We start from the raw sequence: 19,205 nt of genomic DNA, 5'->3' as shown, positions 1-19,205 counted from the left end.
ATAAAGTTGGAGCAGGAAGGAAGTTAATCAATATGTCGCTAAAAATCAATATTTTATATGTTTAAGTTTTACTCTTAAAAAAATAGTGATAAACAGCCGGTTTAAAAAAATCGACAAAACTGGCGTTCCAATCAGGCAAATAAACCTTCCCGAAGGTTTCCGCCGAACTCCATAGTATTGAATGCTTTTGGGAAAATGGTCACTGTCCAGAAGTAAAAAAAGCCAGCTTGTAAAATACAAACTGGCTCTAGTTGTCGGGGTGAAAGGATTCGAACCTTCGACCTCGTCGTCCCGAACGACGCGCGCTAACCGGGCTGCGCTACACCCCGAACTTTTTGTCAGGTGACTGATGTCGTTTGACGGCTGCAAATGTAAGGGATTTTCGGTTTTTCGCAATACCTTTTTTCGAAAAAAATGCATGCTATTCCGCACTACATTGATATTGCAGGAAATAGATAACATAAAATTTTCCAATCGAAATATTTGCAAGAAGAAGTCGGTGGTGAGTAAAAGAGCATGAACCGCTCAGCTAAATTTTTCACGGTAGTAATCTACTTTGAAGTCCTGAAGCGGAGTGGGGGAGTCAACATACTTGTGTTGATTATCTTTCCATATCTGCGTTTGCGCCCAGGCACGATTGGCGGCTCCGGATGGCGAGTAGAGGATGGTCAGTTTCACAGGTCTGCCAAATATATGGGGAGAAAGCATTACCTCACGATTTTTTCGAATTTCTTTCGTGATTTTCATCCCCAGTATATCGACATAGAACAGTTTGAAAGCATTGTTCTTCTGAAATCCGCTGGTAAAAAAGATTTCACGAATATTAGACTGCCGAATTTGATCAATCAGTTCCCAATTCAAACGGGTTGGAATTAAATCCTTGTCCAGCGCCGAATCATTTGTCCGGATGCATTCCCGGATGGTATCGCTCATGGCAATTCGATGCTTCTGCAGGAAACTGAGAATAGAATTCACGGTAAGTTCTGGCCCAAAATCATCCGGAAAGGCTTGCTGCAGTATTTTCCATAAACTAAGCCGGTTGCCATAAAAGAAGGGTAGTTGGAATTGCGACTTGTCGTGCGGATGAATGGTACCAACAATCAACTTCTCTGCTTCCGGCTTAACCGGATATTTGTCGAGGTACAAATGTCGCGTAATTCTTTTCATATCGGTGTTTTCGGCTACAACTGAAGCAGGCAAGGTAAGTAAAATCAATAAAACAGGGGCATATTGTAGTGTGCACATTTATTGGCTTCATCCTTTCGAAATTATTGGAATTATGCTTAATATTGGAAAGCTTCCGGCAGAAGAATTCTCAGATTCTTTGCTTAATTCATTCAGACTACATGACTAATAAATCTAAAATAACAAACCGATGAAGCGATTTATGTTATTGATTCCCATCATTGCTTTCTTTTCCTGCTCAACGCCTCCGGCCAATGTAGCTGATATTGGCGTATTTAATCAGGCTACCGACATTGGTAAGGTAAAAATCAAAGGAAGTACGATTTACAATCCGGAGATGCAAACCTATACCTTAACAGGAAGTGGAGCCAACATTTGGGGAACCAGCGATGAATTTCAGTTTGCCCACAAGAAACTGGGCGGCGATTTCATCATGACCTGTATGGCTCATTTTAAAGGTGAAGGTGTTGATCCACACCGAAAAATGGGATTGATGTTTCGCAGCGATTTAACCGGTGGTTCGGTGTATGCCGACGCTGCAATTCACGGTGACGGGCTTACTTCACTGCAATATCGCCCGGAAGCAAATGTCGAAACTAAAGAAGTCAAAGCGGAACTTTCCGCTCCGGATGTGATTCAACTGGAACGCCAGGGAGACACGATTATCATGCGGGCCGCGAAATTTGGAAATCCGTTGCAGGAAACCGGCCGGGTTGAGCTGCAATTGCCCGACACGGTATACGCTGGCTTGTTTATTGGCTCTCATAATCCCGATGTGTCGGAAACAGCTGTGTTCGAGAATTTCCGAATTGATGTTCCGGCTGCGGACGGAGTTGACGGTTACCAGAATCTTTCGCCAAGCCGTCTGGAAATACTGGATGTTGAGACAGGTCACCGCAAGGTTATTTATACAACGAATACCCATATCGAAGCGCCAAACTGGTCGCCTGATGGCAAATTCCTTCTGTATAACTCGGATGGCAAAATCATCAAATTTCCGTTAGATACGCTTAATCCGCAGGTTTTAAATACCGGTGTGGCTCAAAGTTGCAATAACGACCATGGTATTTCATTTGATGGAACCATGCTGGCCGTTTCCAGTCAGACCGATTTAGGCGACGGAAAGTCAGGCTCTATCATTTATACCATTCCTATCGAAGGAGGAGACGCGTTCCGGGTAACCGATAAGGCACCTTCGTACTGGCATGGCTGGTCGCCTGACGGAAAAACACTGGTATATTGTGCCGAACGAAATGGCAATTACGATGTATATAGCATCCCGGCCACCGGCGGAAAAGAAGTCCGTTTGACAACTGCGGAAGGGCTGGATGACGGACCGGAATATTCACCGGATGGAAAATACATCTACTTCAACTCGGTGCGTTCGGGCCTGATGAAAATCTGGCGTATGAAACCGGATGGAAGTGATCAGGAACAGGTGAGTTTTGGTCCGTATAACGATTGGTTTGCACACATTTCACCGGATGGTAAGCGTATGGTATATGTTTCGTATCCACCAACGGTGGCACCGGGCAATCATCCGCACAACAAGCGGGTGATGATCCAGATGCAGGATACAGATAGCAAGGAATCGAAAGTGATTGCTTACCTTTACGGCGGACAAGGTACCATGAACGTGCCTTCGTGGAGTCCCGACGGAAAACGTTTGGCTTTCGTTTCGTTTACTTACGGCGATCCGGAAGAATAATCTTCACGATATTTATTAATGAAGTACCCTGTCCGTGAATAAATCCGGACAGGGTATTTTTGTAGATAGCCCATGAAACAGCATAGTATATTTTCACTCCTTTTTATTGGTTTGTTTTTGAGTATTTGGCCACTGATAAGTGTCGCTCAGAACTCGGATGACGTGAATGCGATAATTAATATTGGCGCCAGTCATTTCCTGCCAGGACAAGCCGTCAAAGTAGACATCAACCTGAATAATCATTCTTCCGGTTTGATTAGAAGCCGGACACAATTGAAGATTGTGAACCAGGGCGGCATTGAGAGTTGGAGTACGTTGTTGCGGATTCCGTTGAAAGCTAACCAGCCTTTCCATATTCCCATGATGGTGAAAGTTCCCGAAGCGGAAGGAAAGTATGTTTTACGTGCCTGTGAAGAGGAAAGCGGTAAGAAGTTGTGTGAAGATATTCCTTTCGATGTATTCAAGCCGGAGAAGTCCCAAAAGATGTCGAAGATTATGGTCTATGTTCCCGAATACGAAACTTCTTTGAAGCAGTTTGTGGAAGAACAGAACATCAAAGCGCCGTCGTTTAGCTGGGGGCAATGCATGCTTTGCTCATACCGGACCTGGCAACGCCTGAAAAACGGTGATTCGGATGTGAGTGCTGAAATAGAACGGGCTTTACGTCGCAACATGTCGGTTATTTTTCTCGATTTTGGGCCGGCAGAAATGCCTGATGTCGATCAGCAGGAAATCGATTTACCGTTCCGGATTTCCGCCTATTTTTCAGGTGAGGCAAAACCGGAAACCAACTTTTCTATTATTTCGAAGAGCAAGGAGCTTAATTACCATTTGCAAGGTATGGAAAGTGGTAACTGGAACGGATTTGATAAAGTTACTGTTCCTCCGGTGCACATGTTTCTGAAGGTAAAAGGCGGTACAACAAAGAATCTAATCCAAACCGGAACCAATCCATACCGTTTCCCCGTTGTTTCGATCTCTATCGGCAGAGGTCATGGAAAAGTAATTCTCTCACAATTGCTAACGGATGGACGATTGCTCAAGCCCAATGGAAAAATTCAGGGTCTGAAGGGTGAATTTCACTACGATCCATTAACGGTGCAACTGGTGCTTAATCTCATTTCCATGTCAGTTGATAACAGTTTGCTGCAGGGAGCCAGCAATTAAGTCACTTTCGTTCAACTAAAATGTCGGGTCATTACTTCTGAAAAGGAAATAGATAAAAGTGCCTATCGGAAAAAGGAAAAGAATAACAATAGCCCAAAAAACGCGGGTATTGTAACGAGGTGTTCTGGCAAGTAAATCTCTAATGGCTGAAATAGTTAAAGTCAGGAAGAACAGAAGGAGTAATATGGCGATTAGGGTAGTCATTTCATTTTGTCGACTTTAACTGTACCCTAAACAGGTAAATGAAAATAAGGTTTGCTCAGGTAAACGTAATGTTATTACTTCTATCTTATTTATTTTCAGTCTCATTAAGCTGATTATTATTTCTCTATTGGAGGTTTGCTCAGCAGAATATAAACTTGCAGTCGCGCTGCGGGAATGATGTTTTTCCTATTGGAAAAGGGAATCGCCGTACCGATATCCAGTGCCAGTCCGGCCGCATCGCTAAACGGAAATTTTCTTCCAATAGTGAGCATTCCTGAAAAAGTATCGTCACGACCTCCAACTTCATGGTAATAATTGAGTCCCTGTTGGGTAAACCAGCTACGCCGGTGACTTAGTGGACTGACTTTTCCAAAGAAATAGCTATGATCCAGTGTGAGCGAGCGCATATTGAGTTCGAAGTCGCGAAACCATCCGGAAGAATTGTGAGAAGAAGCGTAGATAAATCCATAATAAATGCCGAACTCGGAGCGGGGAGAGGTCTGTAATTTCAGTCCCGCGTGATACAACTCAGGAACACCGAGACCACCCACAATAGCTAGTTTCGGAACAAATTGAGCATTTGCAGCTAAAGCGAGTGAAAGGATAAGAATGATGCTGAAAATCCGTTTAATGGTTTGACGCAGGCACATATTAGTTCAATAGGTTGGTTTCTTATATTCAAGTTACAACCCAATCGGTGTCAGTACAAACGGATTACACTTTCTTTTTCAGTGAAACGAATTAAAACTTATTCCAGTGAATGATTTCGGAAGCATCTTTCCGTTTTTTTGTCGGAATAGCCTGTCCTTCTACAGGATAACCTACCGGAATTAAAGCAATGGGCTCCAAATGGCTTGGGAGCTCGAAAAAATCAGTTACCTGCGATACGTGAAAATTGCAGACCCAGCAGGTTCCCAGTCCGAGTTCAGTTGCAGCCAGCGTGATATGGTCGACTGCTATCGCGACATCAATATCGGTATGGTCCTTTCCATCTTCCTTTCGGTGCCAGCCCTGATGATGGTCGCCCAGAACAACAATAACAGCGGGAGCCGTGCGGAACCAGTCGCGGTGATACACGGGATAAAATTTCTCGAGAACGTCTTTATCGGTTAGCACGATGAAATGCCAGGGTTGGAAGTTAACAGCTGACGGAGCCATTCGCGCTGCTTCCAGGATAGCTTCCAGCTTTTCTTTTTCAACAGGAGTTGCTGAAAATTTCCTCACAGAATGACGTTGTTCTACCAATTCGATAAATTGCATATCCAGTCGTTTTTGGGCGTGATGAGAACAAATATACAAAGAAAACTGTCCGTCGGCTACTCCTGACCGTTATGTATCAGGTTATCTGCGTCCGATAATAGCTTCATTCGGCGATGAACCCTAAACACCATGTAGATGATAAACGGAACGAAAAGAGCCAAAAGAATCTGATTACCTGACATCAGGATAAAATCGTATAATCCGTGAAAAGTAAAGGGAATCAAAAAAGCATATCCCAGGAAAAGGCGACGAGCCTGAGGATAAAATTTAGCCAGGCTGAGATGAAATCCCATTAACACACCAAACATAGCGTGAGCCGGAACAGCAGTCAGTGCTCTGGTTAACCCAACAGAAAGTCCATCAGGACTGCTGAAAACGTACAGTAGGTTTTCCACTAAGGCAAAGCCCATGGAAACGAAAACGGCATAGACAATCCCGTCGAACCGTTGATTGAACTCCCGGCTGTGCCACACGAGTATGAAAGAAGCAAGAAACTTGAAGCCTTCTTCGGTAGCTCCGGCCACCACGAAAGCCTGGTAAAACGTGTTCCAGTAACCGGTAAACAGCGGACCAAACATCATCAATACGCCTTCGACCAATGTAACCGGCAGTACACTGATAACGCCAAACAGAAGTCCCCTGGCTAACAGATAGAAAGGTTCTTTTTCATATTTATCGCGCCAGTAGATATAAAACAGAATAATAATTACCGGCGCAATGGCCAGAAGTATCAGGTGCATGGCTAAGTTTTAATTGAGAAGGGAAAATACGCATAAATGAAAAAAGGACAGCAAAACTGCCATCCTTTTCTTTTGAGAATATCTCAGTCTCTACTGAAATTCGACTTTACAATAATTGATACCGAGAGCATCATAGCGTTTCACCTCATCCTGCATGCGGCTCATAAAGTCGTCGTAGTTGCGGCTTGCTTTAGGCGACCAAACCACTTCGGCCAGGGCAGCAATACGCGGGAAAACCATGTATTCGACACGTTCGGGAGTTTTCATATACTCGGTCCAAACATTTCCCTGAGCGCCCAGAATGTATTTTCCTTCTTCTGCGGACAACTCTTTGGGAATCGGTTCGTACTCATAAACCTCTTTCAGTGGAGTGAGCCCACCAATGGCCAAAGGCTGTGTTTTCGGATCGGCCTGGTAGTGGTCGAAATAGCAATAATTACCAGGAGTCATCACGGCATCGTGATGTGCCTGGGCTGCAGCGATACCGCCTTCTTCACCCCGCCATGACATAACGGTTGCATTCGGAGCCAATCCACCTTCGAGGATTTCGTCCCAGCCGATCATCTTCTTGCCATGTTCGTTCAGGAATTTTTCGATGCGTTGTACGAAATAACTTTGCAGCTCATGCTCATTCTTCAGACCTTCTTTTTTCATGCGGGCCTGGCAGTAAGGACACTTCTTCCATTGTGTTTTTGGACATTCATCGCCACCAATGTGGAAATATTCACCCGGGAACAAAGGCATAACCTCTGAGATAACATCTTCGAGGAATTTAAAAGTGTTTTCCTTTCCGGCACAATATACATCATCGAAAACGCCCCAGGTTGTTGCCACTTCATACGGACCACCGGTACATCCCAATTCGGGGTACGACGCCAACGCTGCTAAGGCATGTCCGGGAAGTTCGATTTCCGGAACGACGGTGACATAACGGGCTTTAGCGTACGCTACTACATCCTTGATTTCGTCCTGTGTATAGAATCCACCGTAAGGTGTTCCATCGTATTCCTTCGACTCGTGCGCATGCCCAATGATTGTCTCTTTCCGCTTCGAACCGATTTCTGTCAGTTTCGGATATTTCTTGATTTCGATACGCCATCCCTGATCTTCGGTGAGGTGCCAGTGAAACACATTCATTTTGTTCATGGCAATGTAATCGATGTACTTTTTCACGAAATCAACCGGCATAAAATGACGGCCGACATCGAGGTGCATTCCTCGCCAGCTGAATCGTGGCGCATCTTCAATTTCAACAGCAGGAAATACGGCTTCCGTTAGCTGTTGACGAGAAGGTGGCAGCAGTTGAATCAGGGTCTGAACGCCATAAAACAAACCGTTTGGCGCCGAAGCCTTCAAAACAATTTGTTTCGGTGTTACCGAAAGATTATAAGCTTCTTTCCCCAGGTTGAGACTTTTATCGAGACCGATAAAGATTGCCCTTTTTTGTGGTGAGTCTGCCACGTCGACTGAAGTGTTTAATCCATAAAAATCAGAAAGCTGCTCGGTTAAAAAACCTGCAATTTGTTTCAACTCCGGGTTGTCTTCGTTAACCAGAATAGGCGTTTTTTCATTCAGGACAAACACGCCATCCGCGTTCACAACTTTGGCCGGTTCCGGTACAATTTTTACTTCAGGCCGCGTGTATTGTTTGGTTGAACATCCAACCGCCGCAGCAAGAATAACCAGCATAAAGAATCCTTTTTTAAGTTTCATTTGTCTGTTGTTTAGTTTCCAGTTTTAATAAATGTGGGATATCATTCGGAAGTTAATACACGTAGGTATTTCAGTATAATGCAGAGGGAGCATCTCATCGTCGTCAGGTTTTGTGTTAGTTGTGGGTTAAAGCTACAAAGAAGATTTTTGATGTCATAATATGTGTGACCGGTTTGCACAAAAATATTGAGTGCCAATATTAAGCCCGTTTTAAAAAATAGGAATTTGTCCGATTTTTATGTTGAGATGTTTGCATTTTTGAAATCATGTCCATATGTTTGTCAGCACATCATACATATTCTTGGGCAAAGAAGATGTTTGATATTATGAAGAAGAGTGGAGAGATTAGGCTCTGTGAAGCTCTGGCAACCGGAAACATCTATGGTGCCAAAACCTAATCATAATAAACAGCAGAAAAATGAAAAAAGAACAAATCATTACACCAAAATTTATTGCCGAGGTAACCATTTACACCTCTGGATTGATGACTGCTTCTTCTATGATGCCCAACATGACTATGGCCATGCGATAGCCTTCAGGCATATCCGTGCTTGGAGGCATTTCCGACCGGTCCATTCCGGACCATTTATCATCTGAAACACTTTATTTTCTTACATCTCATTAAGGATATCTATGCCGAAGATTGTCGTAAAATTCGGCGGATCGAACCTTAAAAGCAAGAGTGACGTGCGCCGCGTGGTAAACGTTATCACGAACTATGATGAGCCTCTTGTGGTTGTAGTGTCCGCCTTCTATGGAGTTACCAACTATCTGATTGAATCGTTGGAGAAAGCCCGCCAGAACGAGAAAGTGGCCGGCGAAGTAAGTCATTTTCTTTTCCAGCTAAAGAAAGAAGCGTTGGAAGAGCATCCGATTGAAAAGGATTTGCTTGAGCGCATAGAAAGCTACATCCGGGAATTGCTGGATGAACTGGAAAATTATTTGCAGGGAATCGCCCTGACCGGTGATGCATCGCCGGCACTGGAAGATTTGATTCTGGCATTTGGCGAGCGTTTGTCTGCAGTATTCCTGCAGGGCGTACTCGAAGGTTACGGAGTGGACGCCGCGTATGCGTCGCCTGAAGATATTGGACTGGTTACCGACGGAGAATTTGGAAGTGCTTCCATTGATTTCCAGAAAGCCACAACGCAGGTAAGAGAAGCCCTTTCGGGAAACCGGATTTATGTGGTTCCCGGGTTTTATGGTGTTTCAGATGAAGGGAAAGTGACGTTGTTGGGACGGGGCGGAAGCGATTATTCGGCAGCCGCGCTTGCCCGTTGTGTCGGAGCATCGTCGTTGGATATCTGGAAAGATGTAGATGGCTTTTTAAGCGCCGATCCGAAGCTGGTTGACGAGCCGGTACGAATTGAGCGATTGGCCTACGCAGAAGCAGCAGAATTGGCCTATTTCGGTGCAAAGATTCTGCATCCGCGCACTGTCGAGCCATTGGTCGACCCGCATATTCCAATCAGGGTATTCAATATCTATGGTGATATGGATGTGGAAAAGCCACTTTCCATCGTGAATTCTGACCAAACCATTCGCGAAGGTGTAGTGAAGAGCGTCACCTACAGCGATGATTTTGGTGTATTAAAGCTAAAAGGTCCCGGAGTAGGATTGAAGCCTGGTATTCTGGCAAAAGTAACTACGGCTTTGCATCTGGCAGGAATCAACATTAGCTCGGTCATTACTTCGCAGATTTCCATTAATATTCTTTTAGCCAAAAAAGATTTGCGCAATGCGTATGCGGTTGTAAGTGCCGAAGAGTTGCCGGCTGTTAGTGAGTTACTAGTCATGGAAAAAATCTCAGTTATAGCTGCCGTTGGCGACGGTTTGATCGATAATTACGGAATTGCGGCACGAATCTTTTCATCGATGGCAAGTAAAGGAATTAACGTAGTCATGAGTTGTTCTGGTGCATCGCCGGTTGTCAGTTATTTTTTGGTCAACCGCGATGACCGTTCCAAAGCGGTGAAAGCAGTTCACCAGGAATTTTTCGAGTCAAAATCTATTGCAGTTTAAAATCATTCCCCGGCCGGGAAATTGACACAGGCGACTTGTCGGTGTCATACGAAATAGGGATAAATCAATTATTAATTATAAAAAATGAGCATTATGAGTCAGGGAAGTAAACACTTCGAAACATTACAAATTCACGCAGGGCACGAGCCGGATGAATCATCTTTGTCGCGGGCTGTGCCGATTTATCAAACCACATCCTACGTGTTCAACGATTCGGAGCATGCAGCTAACTTGTTCGGATTGCAGGAATTCGGTAACATTTACACCCGAATCAATAATCCGACAACGGATGTATTTGAGCAGCGTATGGCTGCCCTCGAAGGGGGAGTAGCAGCTCTGGGACTTTCATCTGGTCACGCAGCCCAGTTTGTTACTCTTACCACTTTGTTGGAGCAAGGCGATAACTTTGTTACCTCACCATTTTTGTATGGAGGTTCGTTCAACCAGTTCAAAGTATCGCTTAAGAAACTGGGAATTGATGCACGTTTCACCAAAGATTTGAAACCGGAGAGTTTCGAAGCGTTGATTGATGAGAATACCAAAGCGCTTTATTTCGAAACGATTGGAAACCCGAGTTTCGCTATTCCGGATTTTGAAGCGATTGCGGCTGTTGCCAAAAAGCACGACATTCCGGTGATCGTTGATAATACATTTGGTTGCGCTGGTAAATTGTTCCGCCCATTGGAACATGGTGCAAACATTGTGGTTGAATCAGCCACCAAATGGATTGGAGGACACGGAACTTCTATCGGTGGAGTGATTATCGATGGTGGAAATTTCAACTGGAATAATGGCAAATTCCCTGGGTTGACAGAGCCTTCAGAAGGATATCATGGTTTGCGCTACTGGGAAACGTTCCAGAACATTGCGTTTATCATCAAAGCTCGGGTGGAAGCGCTTCGTGATTTTGGACCTGCATTGAGTCCGTTTAATGCATTCCTGCTTTTACAAGGATTGGAAACATTGTCGCTTCGTGTCGAGCGTCACGTTGAGAATACACAGAAACTGGCTAAGTGGTTGTCGAATCATCCGCAGGTGGAATCAATTAGCTATCCCGGTTTGGAGAGTCATCCAGACCATGGTTTGGCGAAAAAGTATCTGCCTAGCGGTGCTGGTGCTGTGCTTTCATTCATTGTAAAAGGTGGAAAAGAAAAAGCCCGCCAGCTCGTCGATAAGCTCGAGTTGGTTAGTCACCTTGCGAATGTGGGTGATGCGAAAACACTGATCATTCAGCCTGCTGCTACAACTCACCAACAGTTGAGTGACGAAGAACAACTGGCTGCCGGAGTATTACCCGCGTTGTTGCGTGTGTCGGTTGGTATCGAGCATATTGATGATATCATTGCTGACTTTGACCAGGCGTTCCAGTCGCTTTGATTTGGAAACGGCCGAATAGGAATATATTGCAGGATTCGTTATTTTCGAGTCCTGCAATTTTAACAACAAAAACAGAGTGAAATGCCTTTAAATTTGCCCGATAAACTGCCAGCTATCAAAATGCTCAAAAAAGAGAACATCTTTGTCATGAGCAAGAGCAGGGCTGCGCATCAGGATATCAGGCCGCTGAGAATTGCGATTGTTAACCTGATGCCGCTGAAGGTGAACACAGAGACGGATTTAATCCGACTGCTGTCAAATACTCCTTTGCAGGTAGAAATTGATTTGCTGCAGCTTGGCGGGCATACTCCGAAGCATACTCCGGCGGAGCACATGCAGGCATTTTACCAGCGTTTCGATGCGGTTTCGCAAAACAACTACGACGGTATGATCATTACCGGCGCTCCGGTGGAATTGTTGCCGTTTGAAGAAGTTGATTACTGGAATGAACTGAAAGCGGTAATGGATTGGTCGGTTCATCATGTGACCTCTACCTTGTTTATTTGCTGGGGTGCACAGGCGGGGCTTTATCACTTTTACGGTGTCCCCAAGCATCCACTTGAGAAGAAGATGTTCGGTGTTTTCGAGCACACGATGACCAGTAATAAGTTGCCGATATTCAGAGGTTTCGATGATATCTTTTACGTTCCCCATTCACGGCATACCGAAACCCGCCGGGAAGATATCGAGAAGATCCCGGATTTGAAGATCGTTTCGTCGTCAAAAGAATCAGGCGTGTACATGGTAATGGCACGCAAAGGGAAGCAGATTTTTGTGACTGGTCACTCTGAATATGCACGTATCAATCTCGATTTGGAATATAAAAGGGATTTGGCCAAGAATTTACCGATTGAAGTCCCCAAAAATTACTACCCGAACGACGACAGCTCGAAAAAGCCGTTGATGTTGTGGCGTGCACATTCCAACCTGTTGTTTTCGAACTGGCTAAACTACTACGTATACCAGGAAACTCCGTTCAATCTGAAGGATATCAAATAGCGGTTAATTCTCTTTTCTGGTTAGGCTTCTGATTTCTTCTGAGAACTTTTCCGGCCGGCTGATGATCCGCGTATTTCTCGGATGTTTACGTTTGTAGTGTTGCGCTTCTTTTCCCGTAACAAACAACGTAGACGTGCTCACCTTATGGGAAAAATCTCCCAGAAACTGCTCGAAATCACTCTTAGGCGTCGAAGTTATGATCGCTGTAAAGTAGTAATCGAAGTGGAACGATTCGGCGATGGTAAGAATGTCGGAAAGTGGAACCGACTGTCCCAAATATAGGGTGTGATGCCCGTTTTTTCGCGCCAGGTAATTGTAAAAGAGTAAACTAAACTCGTGATTTTCGCCTTCCGGCAGGAAAAAAAGACCCGAAGGTTCAGTCTGACCATTGGTCTTTGGGAGTTTGTCCGTTTCGACAATTAACTTTTGGCGTAAGAAATTAAACATGAAATGCTCCTGCGCAGGAACAATACTGTTGGCCTGCCACAAGGCACCAATTTTCTCCATTAGGGGAAATATGTATTGATAGATCGCCTTTTCTACACCGGCTTCCTGTATCAGCGATTCTACTTCCTGCTCTATACTGTTAACATCGAGCGAAAGCATATGAAAGATCAACTTTTCAATGCGGTCGTTGGTATCTTCGGGTTTCGAATTGGCCTTCAAAGCATGATTATACAGTTCCTCTTCGGAAAGTGCTGCAATTTTCGAGATTTTAAAGCCACGGTTGACCAGTAGCGAAATGTTGATGATTTTCTTCAAATCATCATCCGTATACCGACGAATATTGGTATCTGTTCGTTGCGGAATCAGAAGACCGTACCTTTTCTCCCAGATGCGAATGGTATGCGCTTTAATTCCGGAGAGATTCTCCAAATCTTTTATCGTATAAGTTCCAGGCATTGCTTTCAAAATGATGTTAGGCTAAAGATAAGCATTTTGAGTAAAAAGGCCGGAAGAGATTTCCGGCCCTTACATTGATCAACCAAACGTTTATATATTAGGGAACGATTACTTTATCGATGACGTGAATAACGCCGTTGGTGGCTTGTACATCAGTGGCTACTACGTTGATGTCTCCATCAATGGTTACTCCACTCTCTGCGACAGCGATATCCAGCGACTTGTTCGAATTAAGAGTAGGCACTGAGCCTGATGTGAGTGTGCTCGAGAGTACATTACCGTTTACCGCATGAGCTGTAAGAATCGGAGTCAAATCTTCAGCAGTCAGGTCGGTTGCTCCCGAAATTCCGAGCTGAGAATAAAGTGCGTCAAAAGCTGCGTCTACCGGGGCAAAAACCGTGTAAACATCGGAACCATTAAATGCGTCGACAAGATTGGCTTGTGAAAGCGCAGCCACCAGCTGTGAAAATGCGGGATTGGAAACAGCGAAGTCAGCGATTGTCTGAGGCAAAATCACCTTGTCAATGACATGTATTACGCCGTTGGTTCCAAATACGTCGGTTGCTACCACGTTCGATTGGCCATTCAGCATCACATTTCCATCCATCAGCTGGATATACAAACTCAAATTGTTATCATTGGCCATCGATAGGGTAGGAACGTATCCTTCTGCTACACTGGCCGCAGGAACGCTTGTTCCAAGAACATGATAAAGCAAAATGGGAGTTAAATCTTCAGCTGTCAGGTCATCAAGGCTTGACAAACCAAGGTCCGACAGAAGCGATGCAAATGCAGCGTCAACTGGTGCAAATACGGTAAGATTCTCACCATCGTTTAAAGCATCTACTAAACTGGCTTTGGTAACAGCAGCTACCAGCGATGAAAAGGAAGAATTCATAACAGCATGGTCAACGACCGTTGGAGGCGTTAGCACTTTATCGACGATGTGAATCACACCATTGCTGGCCTCAATATCAGCTGTTGTTACATTCGAGTATCCATTAATTCGCGTAACATTTCCTTCAGGGAAATATAAACTCACGTAATTGTCTTCGGATGCCGGCAACATGGATGGTGAGTATCCGGCCGATAAATCAGACGACATCACGCGCGAGTTAACTACATGGTAGAGTAGTACATTGGCGAGTACTTCTTTAGGTACTTCACTCAAAGAGGCAAAGTTGTTGTCAGTCAAAAATTGTGCAAACGCTTCGTTAGTAGGTGCAAAAACGGTATAGTTTCCCGATTTGGTGAAAGGATCAACTAAGTCGGCAGCCTGAAGTGCTGCAACGAGGCTACTTAAGTTTTCAGTTCCGATTGCCTTTTCAGCAATGGTTTGTTCCATTTGTGGTTGCTCTACCGTGGTGGTATTATCATCATCGTCTTTACAGGACATAAAGACAAAACCTAAAACCAACATCGTGACTAAAAGTCTTGAAATTTTAATTGCTTTCATAACATGCAGTGTTTGATTAGACGTAAATCGTTTTCATTCTGCATGTAATACGCATGAGGATGTCAAAATGTTTAAGAATAATTGAAAATAATTAAACAAAAATAGGCAATGTATTGATATTCAGTGTTAAAAATGCTTGTTTATTTTTCTGATTATGTATTCCAGACCATTGATTTTAATTTCGAGCATCAACTCAAGCATCCTTCCTAATTTTCCTTTTGGGAAGCCTTTCTGTTTAAACCATACCAGGTAAGGTTCGGGTAAATCAACCAGTAGCCGGTCTTTATATTTTCCAAAGGGCATGCGGGTACGAGCAAGCTCCAGTAACTCCTGGCGTTGCTGTTCGGCATTAATCTCCATGGCTTTCATGATGTTTGGGCAATCGGGGTAGCGACCAGTTAAAACGCACGCTTAAAATGCGGATGGTAATGATCACCAATATCGTCGATAGCACGGTAAATGATTCGGAAAGTGATGTAAACTTGTATAGAATAATGAAGAGAACTCCACCGGCAAAACAAGCAGTAGCATATATCTCTTTATGGAAAATGAGGGGAATTTCGTTACTGAAAACATCGCGAAGTATACCGCCGGCAACTGCCGAGGCGACACCCATCATAATGGCCATAGGGATGGGAATTCCAATCATAAGTGCCTTTTCAAGTCCGATGACTGTAAAAACACCAATGCCGATGGTATCGAAAAGAAAAAGCGTTTTCCTGAGCTTTTGAACAAAGTTCCTGAAAAGGATGGTAAAAATAACTGCTGCTACGATGATATAGAAATAGTTGATGTCCTTCATCCATGATACCGGAGTGTTTCCGATCAAAATGTCCCGAAGCGTTCCGCCACCAACTGCTGTAACAAAACCAATAAAAAGGGCTCCGAAGAGATCAAATCGTTTCTGCATAGCGGTATGGGTTCCGCTCACAGCAAATACGAATGTACCGGCTAAATCGAGAAAATTAATCATGGTAAGTTAGTATCAGATGCAGCCGCAGACGAAACCGTCGGCCAATCCTTCCAGCAGTTCGTCAACCTTTTGTTTTTCAGCATCTGTATTGTGACAATCCAGACATACGGGTAACATCACCTGGGGATGGATCAGCAGTAGTTTTTCTTCCTCCGATGCCTGACAAACAAAACAGTTTTTAGAGCTTTTATTAGGCATATGGATTAGTTTATTCCAAATGAAATATCGTCAGAAGAGCGGGAAGTCTGGACGTTAACCCGTTCCATAACAAATCTGCCCGTTGTTCCTTCGTCGTCGATGCTATTCCCGGTAATTTTCCCTTCATCGGTAATTTTTCCTTTCCAGGAATCCAGCTCATAAGTTATATCCTGGTTATTGAAGAGAATTTCACATGACTTGGACTTCATTGAAACGATACGGCCGGTAACAGTTCCGTAAATTTCCTGTCGGACAATAAATGTCTCTTCACCTTCTATCTGCTCGGCAAACTGAAGTGTCCCCGATAATCTGGAACCTTTTTGTTCCAAATCGACGTATCCGCTATCGGTACCATAGCCAAAATCTTCCGAGAACAGCCATCGCCCTGTTATATCAATCGTATCCGACATACTTTCCTAATTAATTGGTGAAAATAAGCAAATTTTTGATTCGTGCTAAAGTCAGATTTTCGATACGGGTTATACCAACAGGGAAGAATATTTCGTTTGTAGTGAAATGCGAAGCTACTGGAAAAGAAAAATAGTGCTTCTATTTCGCCGTGTTTTTAGAGGGAAAGGGATGCCTTCAATGATTGAATTTAACGATATTTTGTAGTAACTTGAAGCCAGATAACCCCCAGATGTGTTATGAAGAAAGAACTCAAAAAATATTTTTACCTCGCAGCATTTTTCTTGCTGATATTAAATATTCAGGCCAAATCTCAGACACTATTATCAAGTAATTCATTGGTAGGAATTACTACTCCTCAAGTTGTCGATCAAGATAGCACTATTGATGGGGCTTCCCGTTCCGCACTATACAAGGTTCCGGATACTTATGGTGCTGAATGGAAAAAACATGTTGATGAAATTTTAAACCAAAGGCCTTACCCTGACACAATTTATGTTGATGGGGTAAAAGTGCTTCTTGCTTTAAAGCCTCTTCCTTCAGTGCCATCAAAGCAATTGCCAGCCGCACCTGATTCGACCTTAAATAAGTTGGGTAATTTGACCTTTCGCCAGAAAGCGTTCCAAAAAATGATGCTCGAAAAACTGGTAGCATTGCTCAACGAGCAGAAGCAAAAGGAGAGTGAGGAGTCATTGAGTGTTGAGATTGATGGGTTGGTTGTGGATGAGACGCTTTCGAAGGTCGGACGCGATTTTTACGAGGCTTTTTATTCCAAATGGGTAGCACCTGTTGACGCAAAAGATTATACTCTTTTTATCAAAGAGAGTCCACCCCGAATGAATCGGGTGATGGTGTCTATTTATGTAAATGACGATGAAGTATTTTCTTCGTATTTATCGCCACGAGAGGAGATCATAAATGCATATGCTGATTATGCCGTTGGACAGGTTCAAGATTACCTGAAACAGAGAGAGAATGTTTCGCAGACATTACAAGATCCGGATATGATGGGGAACGGAATATATTGATGCTCCATCTTGAACTACAGAAAAATAGAATTAGGCGGCTGCTTCAGTCGATGAAGGATTGCGTTTCGTCCCAAAGGCTATTGCTGTTGTTTTGGCAATGAATTTTTTCCTTCAGTATTTAAAGCCTCTTTACTATATCTAAGTTGAATTTACTGATCCGTATTTGCAACGCTCACCTTAATAGCTTATTGCAGATTCGTTGAATATTATATACTAATTCGATGCGTGCAGAATACTTTAAAGTCCAGATTATACGAAGTTACCTGTTTCATATTCTATAAGCATATCAAAAAAGGGGCTAATAAAGCCCCTTTTATATAATCGTTATTATTATTATTGATTAATTTTTTCTTACCAATCCGGCATCTCTCCGGCAATAATCGATTGGTTCGTTCCTGAAATAGTTCCATCTGGGTTGGTCTGTAAATAAGACAGGTAAATGGTTTTAGGCCCATCCGGAATCCCCAGAGAGTATACCAATCCAACTCCGGCATTCAAGATATGTGGGTTATAGACAGATTCACCAGCCGCTTTGCCGATATTAATCTCCTGCAGACTGGTCCCATCTATATTAATCTGGTATAATCGGGCATCTTTTTGCCATCCATCTGGTGCATCTACCCCTCCAGCATCATGCGTGTAGTAAACCGTATTGCCGTCGAACGAAAACGTTGGAGAATCGGTTCTTCCAGGTTCGTTTGCAACCAGTAACTGCATATTACTACCGTCGTCGTCCATGATATAGATTTCCGAATCATAGATATTTTCTCCCACAGTCTGCACTACAATTTTGTGGCCGTAGCGGGACCAATCGCATTTCCAAAAATCACGTCCGCCCGGGGCAGTAGCCAATACCTGGCTGTCGTAACCATTTTTATTGATTTTTATGAGCTTATTGTTGTGGGGGTAGATGATGTACCCGCCATCCGGTGACCAGGCAAAACCGGTACCGTTGTTGTTGTATCCGGTTACCGACAATTGTGATATTTTGGTAACATTGCGCCCGTCCATGTCCATCGTATAAATCTGATTGGAATTATCCCGATCCGAAACAAAAGCTACTTTATTTTCGGTTGGCGATTTTCTTGGATACCAATCTCTGGATGGATAATCTGTCAGCTGATAGTTTATCTGGGTGGTGCTATCGTATGAGAAGATCTCGTAATTATTATTAAATACCTTGGCATATACCAAAAGGTTTTTAGGGACAGCCTGCGTTTGAATCCGCTGGAATTGGGTATTCCCAATGAAAGCTCCATCTGCTTCCACCTTCAGATACCAAAGGTAAGTTGAATTGTATTTTAGCCCTTGCACCGTATAGGTGGTATCAGTCGTATTGGCAATCCATGTTTTTTCTTCCAACGTAGCTGTGTTTACTGTTACCAAACTAACATCGATTGGCGTGTTTTTGTAAGTAGTTGCATTAAAATGCCAGCTAAAAGTCAGGTTAACAGGCTGGTCAACGGATCCATCCAACGGAGATGTCAAAGTCATTACGTCATCAGCCGGATTTGAAGTACTATCTTTGGTCAAGTACATACTTATCGAGCTGGTTTCGCTTTCAGTGATTGATAGTTTTTCGGTGTAATTCAGATATCCGTCACGGGAAGCTGTTACCGTAATGTCACCAGACTCTACTTCCGGGATACTAAAATGTCCGACCGAATCGGTATAAACGGTTTCAGAAGTTGGTGAAGTTGTAATCTTTACTCCATTTATTGGTTTATCGTCGTATTCGCTCAAAATAACTCCTTCAAGCGATCCATATTGGACAACATCGTAGGGTTGTTCCTTACATCGCCATAGACTTAAAAGCAAAGCAATAACGAAAAGAAGCTTAAATGAGGAGAATTTTTTCATTGTC

19 protein-coding genes, 1 tRNA gene and 1 riboswitch are annotated in these 19,205 nt (G+C 43.6%); of the genes, 6 read left to right on the top strand and 14 right to left on the bottom strand.

All coding sequences use genetic code 11. The annotated features are described in order from the left end of the window. Positions 1-254: 254 nt before the first annotated feature. Both CLV93_RS13915 and CLV93_RS13910 read right to left on the bottom strand, forming a co-directional pair. Positions 255-329 (bottom strand) — tRNA-Pro (locus tag CLV93_RS13915). A gap of 196 nt (positions 330-525) precedes the next feature. Further along, positions 526-1,167 carry a uracil-DNA glycosylase family protein gene (locus CLV93_RS13910; RefSeq protein ID WP_106542812.1) on the bottom strand — a complete coding sequence of 214 codons (642 nt, stop codon included), beginning with the start codon at positions 1,165-1,167 and terminating at the stop codon, positions 526-528. Positions 1,168-1,375: 208 nt separating this feature from the next. Between CLV93_RS13910 and CLV93_RS13905 the strand changes: the two genes are divergently transcribed. Next, complete coding sequence (locus tag CLV93_RS13905; RefSeq protein ID WP_106542811.1) at positions 1,376-2,893, top strand: TolB family protein; 1,518 nt, start codon at positions 1,376-1,378, stop codon at positions 2,891-2,893. A gap of 162 nt (positions 2,894-3,055) precedes the next feature. Next, the gene (locus CLV93_RS13900) at positions 3,056-4,060 is read left to right on the top strand and encodes a hypothetical protein (RefSeq protein WP_146142028.1); all 1,005 of its coding nucleotides are present in this window, start codon (positions 3,056-3,058) and stop codon (positions 4,058-4,060) included. 15 nt (positions 4,061-4,075) lie between these two features. On the opposite strand, the gene CLV93_RS20680 is transcribed toward CLV93_RS13900, so the two are convergent. From CLV93_RS20680 to CLV93_RS13875, 5 genes are all read right to left on the bottom strand, one after another. Beyond that, a complete protein-coding gene (locus tag CLV93_RS20680) occupies positions 4,076-4,264 on the bottom strand; it encodes a PLDc N-terminal domain-containing protein (RefSeq protein ID WP_106542809.1) in 189 nt (62 codons plus the stop codon). A gap of 116 nt (positions 4,265-4,380) precedes the next feature. Continuing rightward, complete coding sequence (locus tag CLV93_RS13890; RefSeq protein WP_106542808.1) at positions 4,381-4,914, bottom strand: hypothetical protein; 534 nt, start codon at positions 4,912-4,914, stop codon at positions 4,381-4,383. A gap of 91 nt (positions 4,915-5,005) precedes the next feature. Next, on the bottom strand, positions 5,006-5,524 hold the full coding sequence (locus tag CLV93_RS13885) for a nitroreductase family protein (RefSeq protein WP_106542807.1): 519 nt from the start codon (positions 5,522-5,524) through the stop codon (positions 5,006-5,008). Positions 5,525-5,580: 56 nt separating this feature from the next. Next, positions 5,581-6,264 (bottom strand): PrsW family glutamic-type intramembrane protease, encoded by a 684-nt coding sequence (locus tag CLV93_RS13880; RefSeq protein WP_106542806.1) that lies wholly within the window; start codon positions 6,262-6,264, stop codon positions 5,581-5,583. A 90-nt stretch (positions 6,265-6,354) separates the two neighbouring features. Then, a complete protein-coding gene (locus tag CLV93_RS13875; RefSeq protein WP_211297851.1) occupies positions 6,355-7,977 on the bottom strand; it encodes a beta-N-acetylhexosaminidase in 1,623 nt (540 codons plus the stop codon). Positions 7,978-8,298: 321 nt separating this feature from the next. Beyond that, positions 8,299-8,384: riboswitch (SAM riboswitch) on the top strand. A gap of 226 nt (positions 8,385-8,610) precedes the next feature. On the opposite strand from CLV93_RS13875, the gene CLV93_RS13870 reads away from it, so the two are divergent. The 3 genes from CLV93_RS13870 (at position 8,611) to metA (ending at position 12,375) form a co-directional block, all read left to right on the top strand. Next, a complete protein-coding gene (locus tag CLV93_RS13870) occupies positions 8,611-9,999 on the top strand; it encodes an aspartate kinase (protein WP_106542805.1) in 1,389 nt (462 codons plus the stop codon). Between the two features lie 93 nt (positions 10,000-10,092). Beyond that, positions 10,093-11,376, top strand: coding sequence for an O-acetylhomoserine aminocarboxypropyltransferase/cysteine synthase family protein (locus CLV93_RS13865; protein WP_106542804.1), 1,284 nt, complete (start codon positions 10,093-10,095; stop codon positions 11,374-11,376). A gap of 81 nt (positions 11,377-11,457) precedes the next feature. Further along, complete coding sequence (gene metA, locus CLV93_RS13860) at positions 11,458-12,375, top strand: homoserine O-acetyltransferase MetA (protein ID WP_106542803.1); 918 nt, start codon at positions 11,458-11,460, stop codon at positions 12,373-12,375. 3 nt (positions 12,376-12,378) lie between these two features. On the opposite strand, the gene CLV93_RS13855 is transcribed toward metA, so the two are convergent. From CLV93_RS13855 to CLV93_RS13830, 6 genes are all read right to left on the bottom strand, one after another. Continuing rightward, positions 12,379-13,278 carry a MerR family transcriptional regulator gene (locus CLV93_RS13855; RefSeq protein ID WP_106542802.1) on the bottom strand — a complete coding sequence of 300 codons (900 nt, stop codon included), beginning with the start codon at positions 13,276-13,278 and terminating at the stop codon, positions 12,379-12,381. Between the two features lie 97 nt (positions 13,279-13,375). After that, positions 13,376-14,734, bottom strand: a complete 1,359-nt coding sequence (locus CLV93_RS13850; RefSeq protein ID WP_106542801.1) for a fasciclin domain-containing protein — start codon at positions 14,732-14,734, stop codon at positions 13,376-13,378. Between the two features lie 126 nt (positions 14,735-14,860). Then, positions 14,861-15,094: a DUF3820 family protein gene (locus tag CLV93_RS13845; protein WP_106542900.1), complete on the bottom strand. Its 234-nt coding sequence runs from the start codon at positions 15,092-15,094 to the stop codon at positions 14,861-14,863. After that, complete coding sequence (locus tag CLV93_RS13840; RefSeq protein ID WP_106542800.1) at positions 15,084-15,707, bottom strand: trimeric intracellular cation channel family protein; 624 nt, start codon at positions 15,705-15,707, stop codon at positions 15,084-15,086. Before CLV93_RS13840 ends, CLV93_RS13845 begins: the two co-directional genes overlap by 11 nt. A 12-nt stretch (positions 15,708-15,719) precedes the next feature. Then, complete coding sequence (locus CLV93_RS13835; protein ID WP_106542799.1) at positions 15,720-15,905, bottom strand: hypothetical protein; 186 nt, start codon at positions 15,903-15,905, stop codon at positions 15,720-15,722. Between the two features lie 5 nt (positions 15,906-15,910). Then, a complete protein-coding gene (locus tag CLV93_RS13830; protein ID WP_106542798.1) occupies positions 15,911-16,315 on the bottom strand; it encodes a hypothetical protein in 405 nt (134 codons plus the stop codon). Between the two features lie 237 nt (positions 16,316-16,552). On the opposite strand from CLV93_RS13830, the gene CLV93_RS13825 reads away from it, so the two are divergent. Beyond that, the gene (locus tag CLV93_RS13825; protein WP_106542797.1) at positions 16,553-17,341 is read left to right on the top strand and encodes a CsgE family curli-type amyloid fiber assembly protein; all 789 of its coding nucleotides are present in this window, start codon (positions 16,553-16,555) and stop codon (positions 17,339-17,341) included. 351 nt (positions 17,342-17,692) lie between these two features. On the opposite strand, the gene CLV93_RS13820 is transcribed toward CLV93_RS13825, so the two are convergent. Beyond that, positions 17,693-19,201, bottom strand: coding sequence for a carboxypeptidase regulatory-like domain-containing protein (locus CLV93_RS13820; RefSeq protein WP_106542796.1), 1,509 nt, complete (start codon positions 19,199-19,201; stop codon positions 17,693-17,695). Positions 19,202-19,205 lie beyond the last annotated feature (4 nt).

It is taken from the genome of Prolixibacter denitrificans, from assembly GCF_003014495.1.
GTDB lineage: Bacteria > Bacteroidota > Bacteroidia > Bacteroidales > Prolixibacteraceae > Prolixibacter > Prolixibacter denitrificans.
Note: the sequence above shows the minus strand (reverse complement) of the source record. Positions and strands in the feature narration are given on the sequence as shown.

Bases quoted from the DNA above. Each gene is read 5' to 3' on its own strand.
- CLV93_RS13865 (WP_106542804.1), top strand. From the start codon at position 10,093: ATGAGTCAGGGAAGTAAACACTTCGAAACATTACAAATTCACGCAGGG.
- CLV93_RS13890 (WP_106542808.1), bottom strand. From the start codon at position 4,914: ATGTGCCTGCGTCAAACCATTAAACGGATTTTCAGCATCATTCTTATC.
- CLV93_RS13855 (WP_106542802.1), bottom strand. From the start codon at position 13,278: ATGCCTGGAACTTATACGATAAAAGATTTGGAGAATCTCTCCGGAATT.
- metA (WP_106542803.1), top strand. From the start codon at position 11,458: ATGCCTTTAAATTTGCCCGATAAACTGCCAGCTATCAAAATGCTCAAA.
- CLV93_RS13825 (WP_106542797.1), top strand. From the start codon at position 16,553: ATGAAGAAAGAACTCAAAAAATATTTTTACCTCGCAGCATTTTTCTTG.
- CLV93_RS13875 (WP_211297851.1), bottom strand. From the start codon at position 7,977: ATGAAACTTAAAAAAGGATTCTTTATGCTGGTTATTCTTGCTGCGGCG.
- CLV93_RS13840 (WP_106542800.1), bottom strand. From the start codon at position 15,707: ATGATTAATTTTCTCGATTTAGCCGGTACATTCGTATTTGCTGTGAGC.
- CLV93_RS13830 (WP_106542798.1), bottom strand. From the start codon at position 16,315: ATGTCGGATACGATTGATATAACAGGGCGATGGCTGTTCTCGGAAGAT.
- CLV93_RS13845 (WP_106542900.1), bottom strand. From the start codon at position 15,094: ATGGAGATTAATGCCGAACAGCAACGCCAGGAGTTACTGGAGCTTGCT.
- CLV93_RS13820 (WP_106542796.1), bottom strand. From the start codon at position 19,201: ATGAAAAAATTCTCCTCATTTAAGCTTCTTTTCGTTATTGCTTTGCTT.
- CLV93_RS13885 (WP_106542807.1), bottom strand. From the start codon at position 5,524: ATGCAATTTATCGAATTGGTAGAACAACGTCATTCTGTGAGGAAATTT.
- CLV93_RS13910 (WP_106542812.1), bottom strand. From the start codon at position 1,167: ATGAAAAGAATTACGCGACATTTGTACCTCGACAAATATCCGGTTAAG.
- CLV93_RS13835 (WP_106542799.1), bottom strand. From the start codon at position 15,905: ATGCCTAATAAAAGCTCTAAAAACTGTTTTGTTTGTCAGGCATCGGAG.
- CLV93_RS13850 (WP_106542801.1), bottom strand. From the start codon at position 14,734: ATGAAAGCAATTAAAATTTCAAGACTTTTAGTCACGATGTTGGTTTTA.
- CLV93_RS13880 (WP_106542806.1), bottom strand. From the start codon at position 6,264: ATGCACCTGATACTTCTGGCCATTGCGCCGGTAATTATTATTCTGTTT.
- CLV93_RS20680 (WP_106542809.1), bottom strand. From the start codon at position 4,264: ATGACTACCCTAATCGCCATATTACTCCTTCTGTTCTTCCTGACTTTA.
- CLV93_RS13870 (WP_106542805.1), top strand. From the start codon at position 8,611: ATGCCGAAGATTGTCGTAAAATTCGGCGGATCGAACCTTAAAAGCAAG.
- CLV93_RS13905 (WP_106542811.1), top strand. From the start codon at position 1,376: ATGAAGCGATTTATGTTATTGATTCCCATCATTGCTTTCTTTTCCTGC.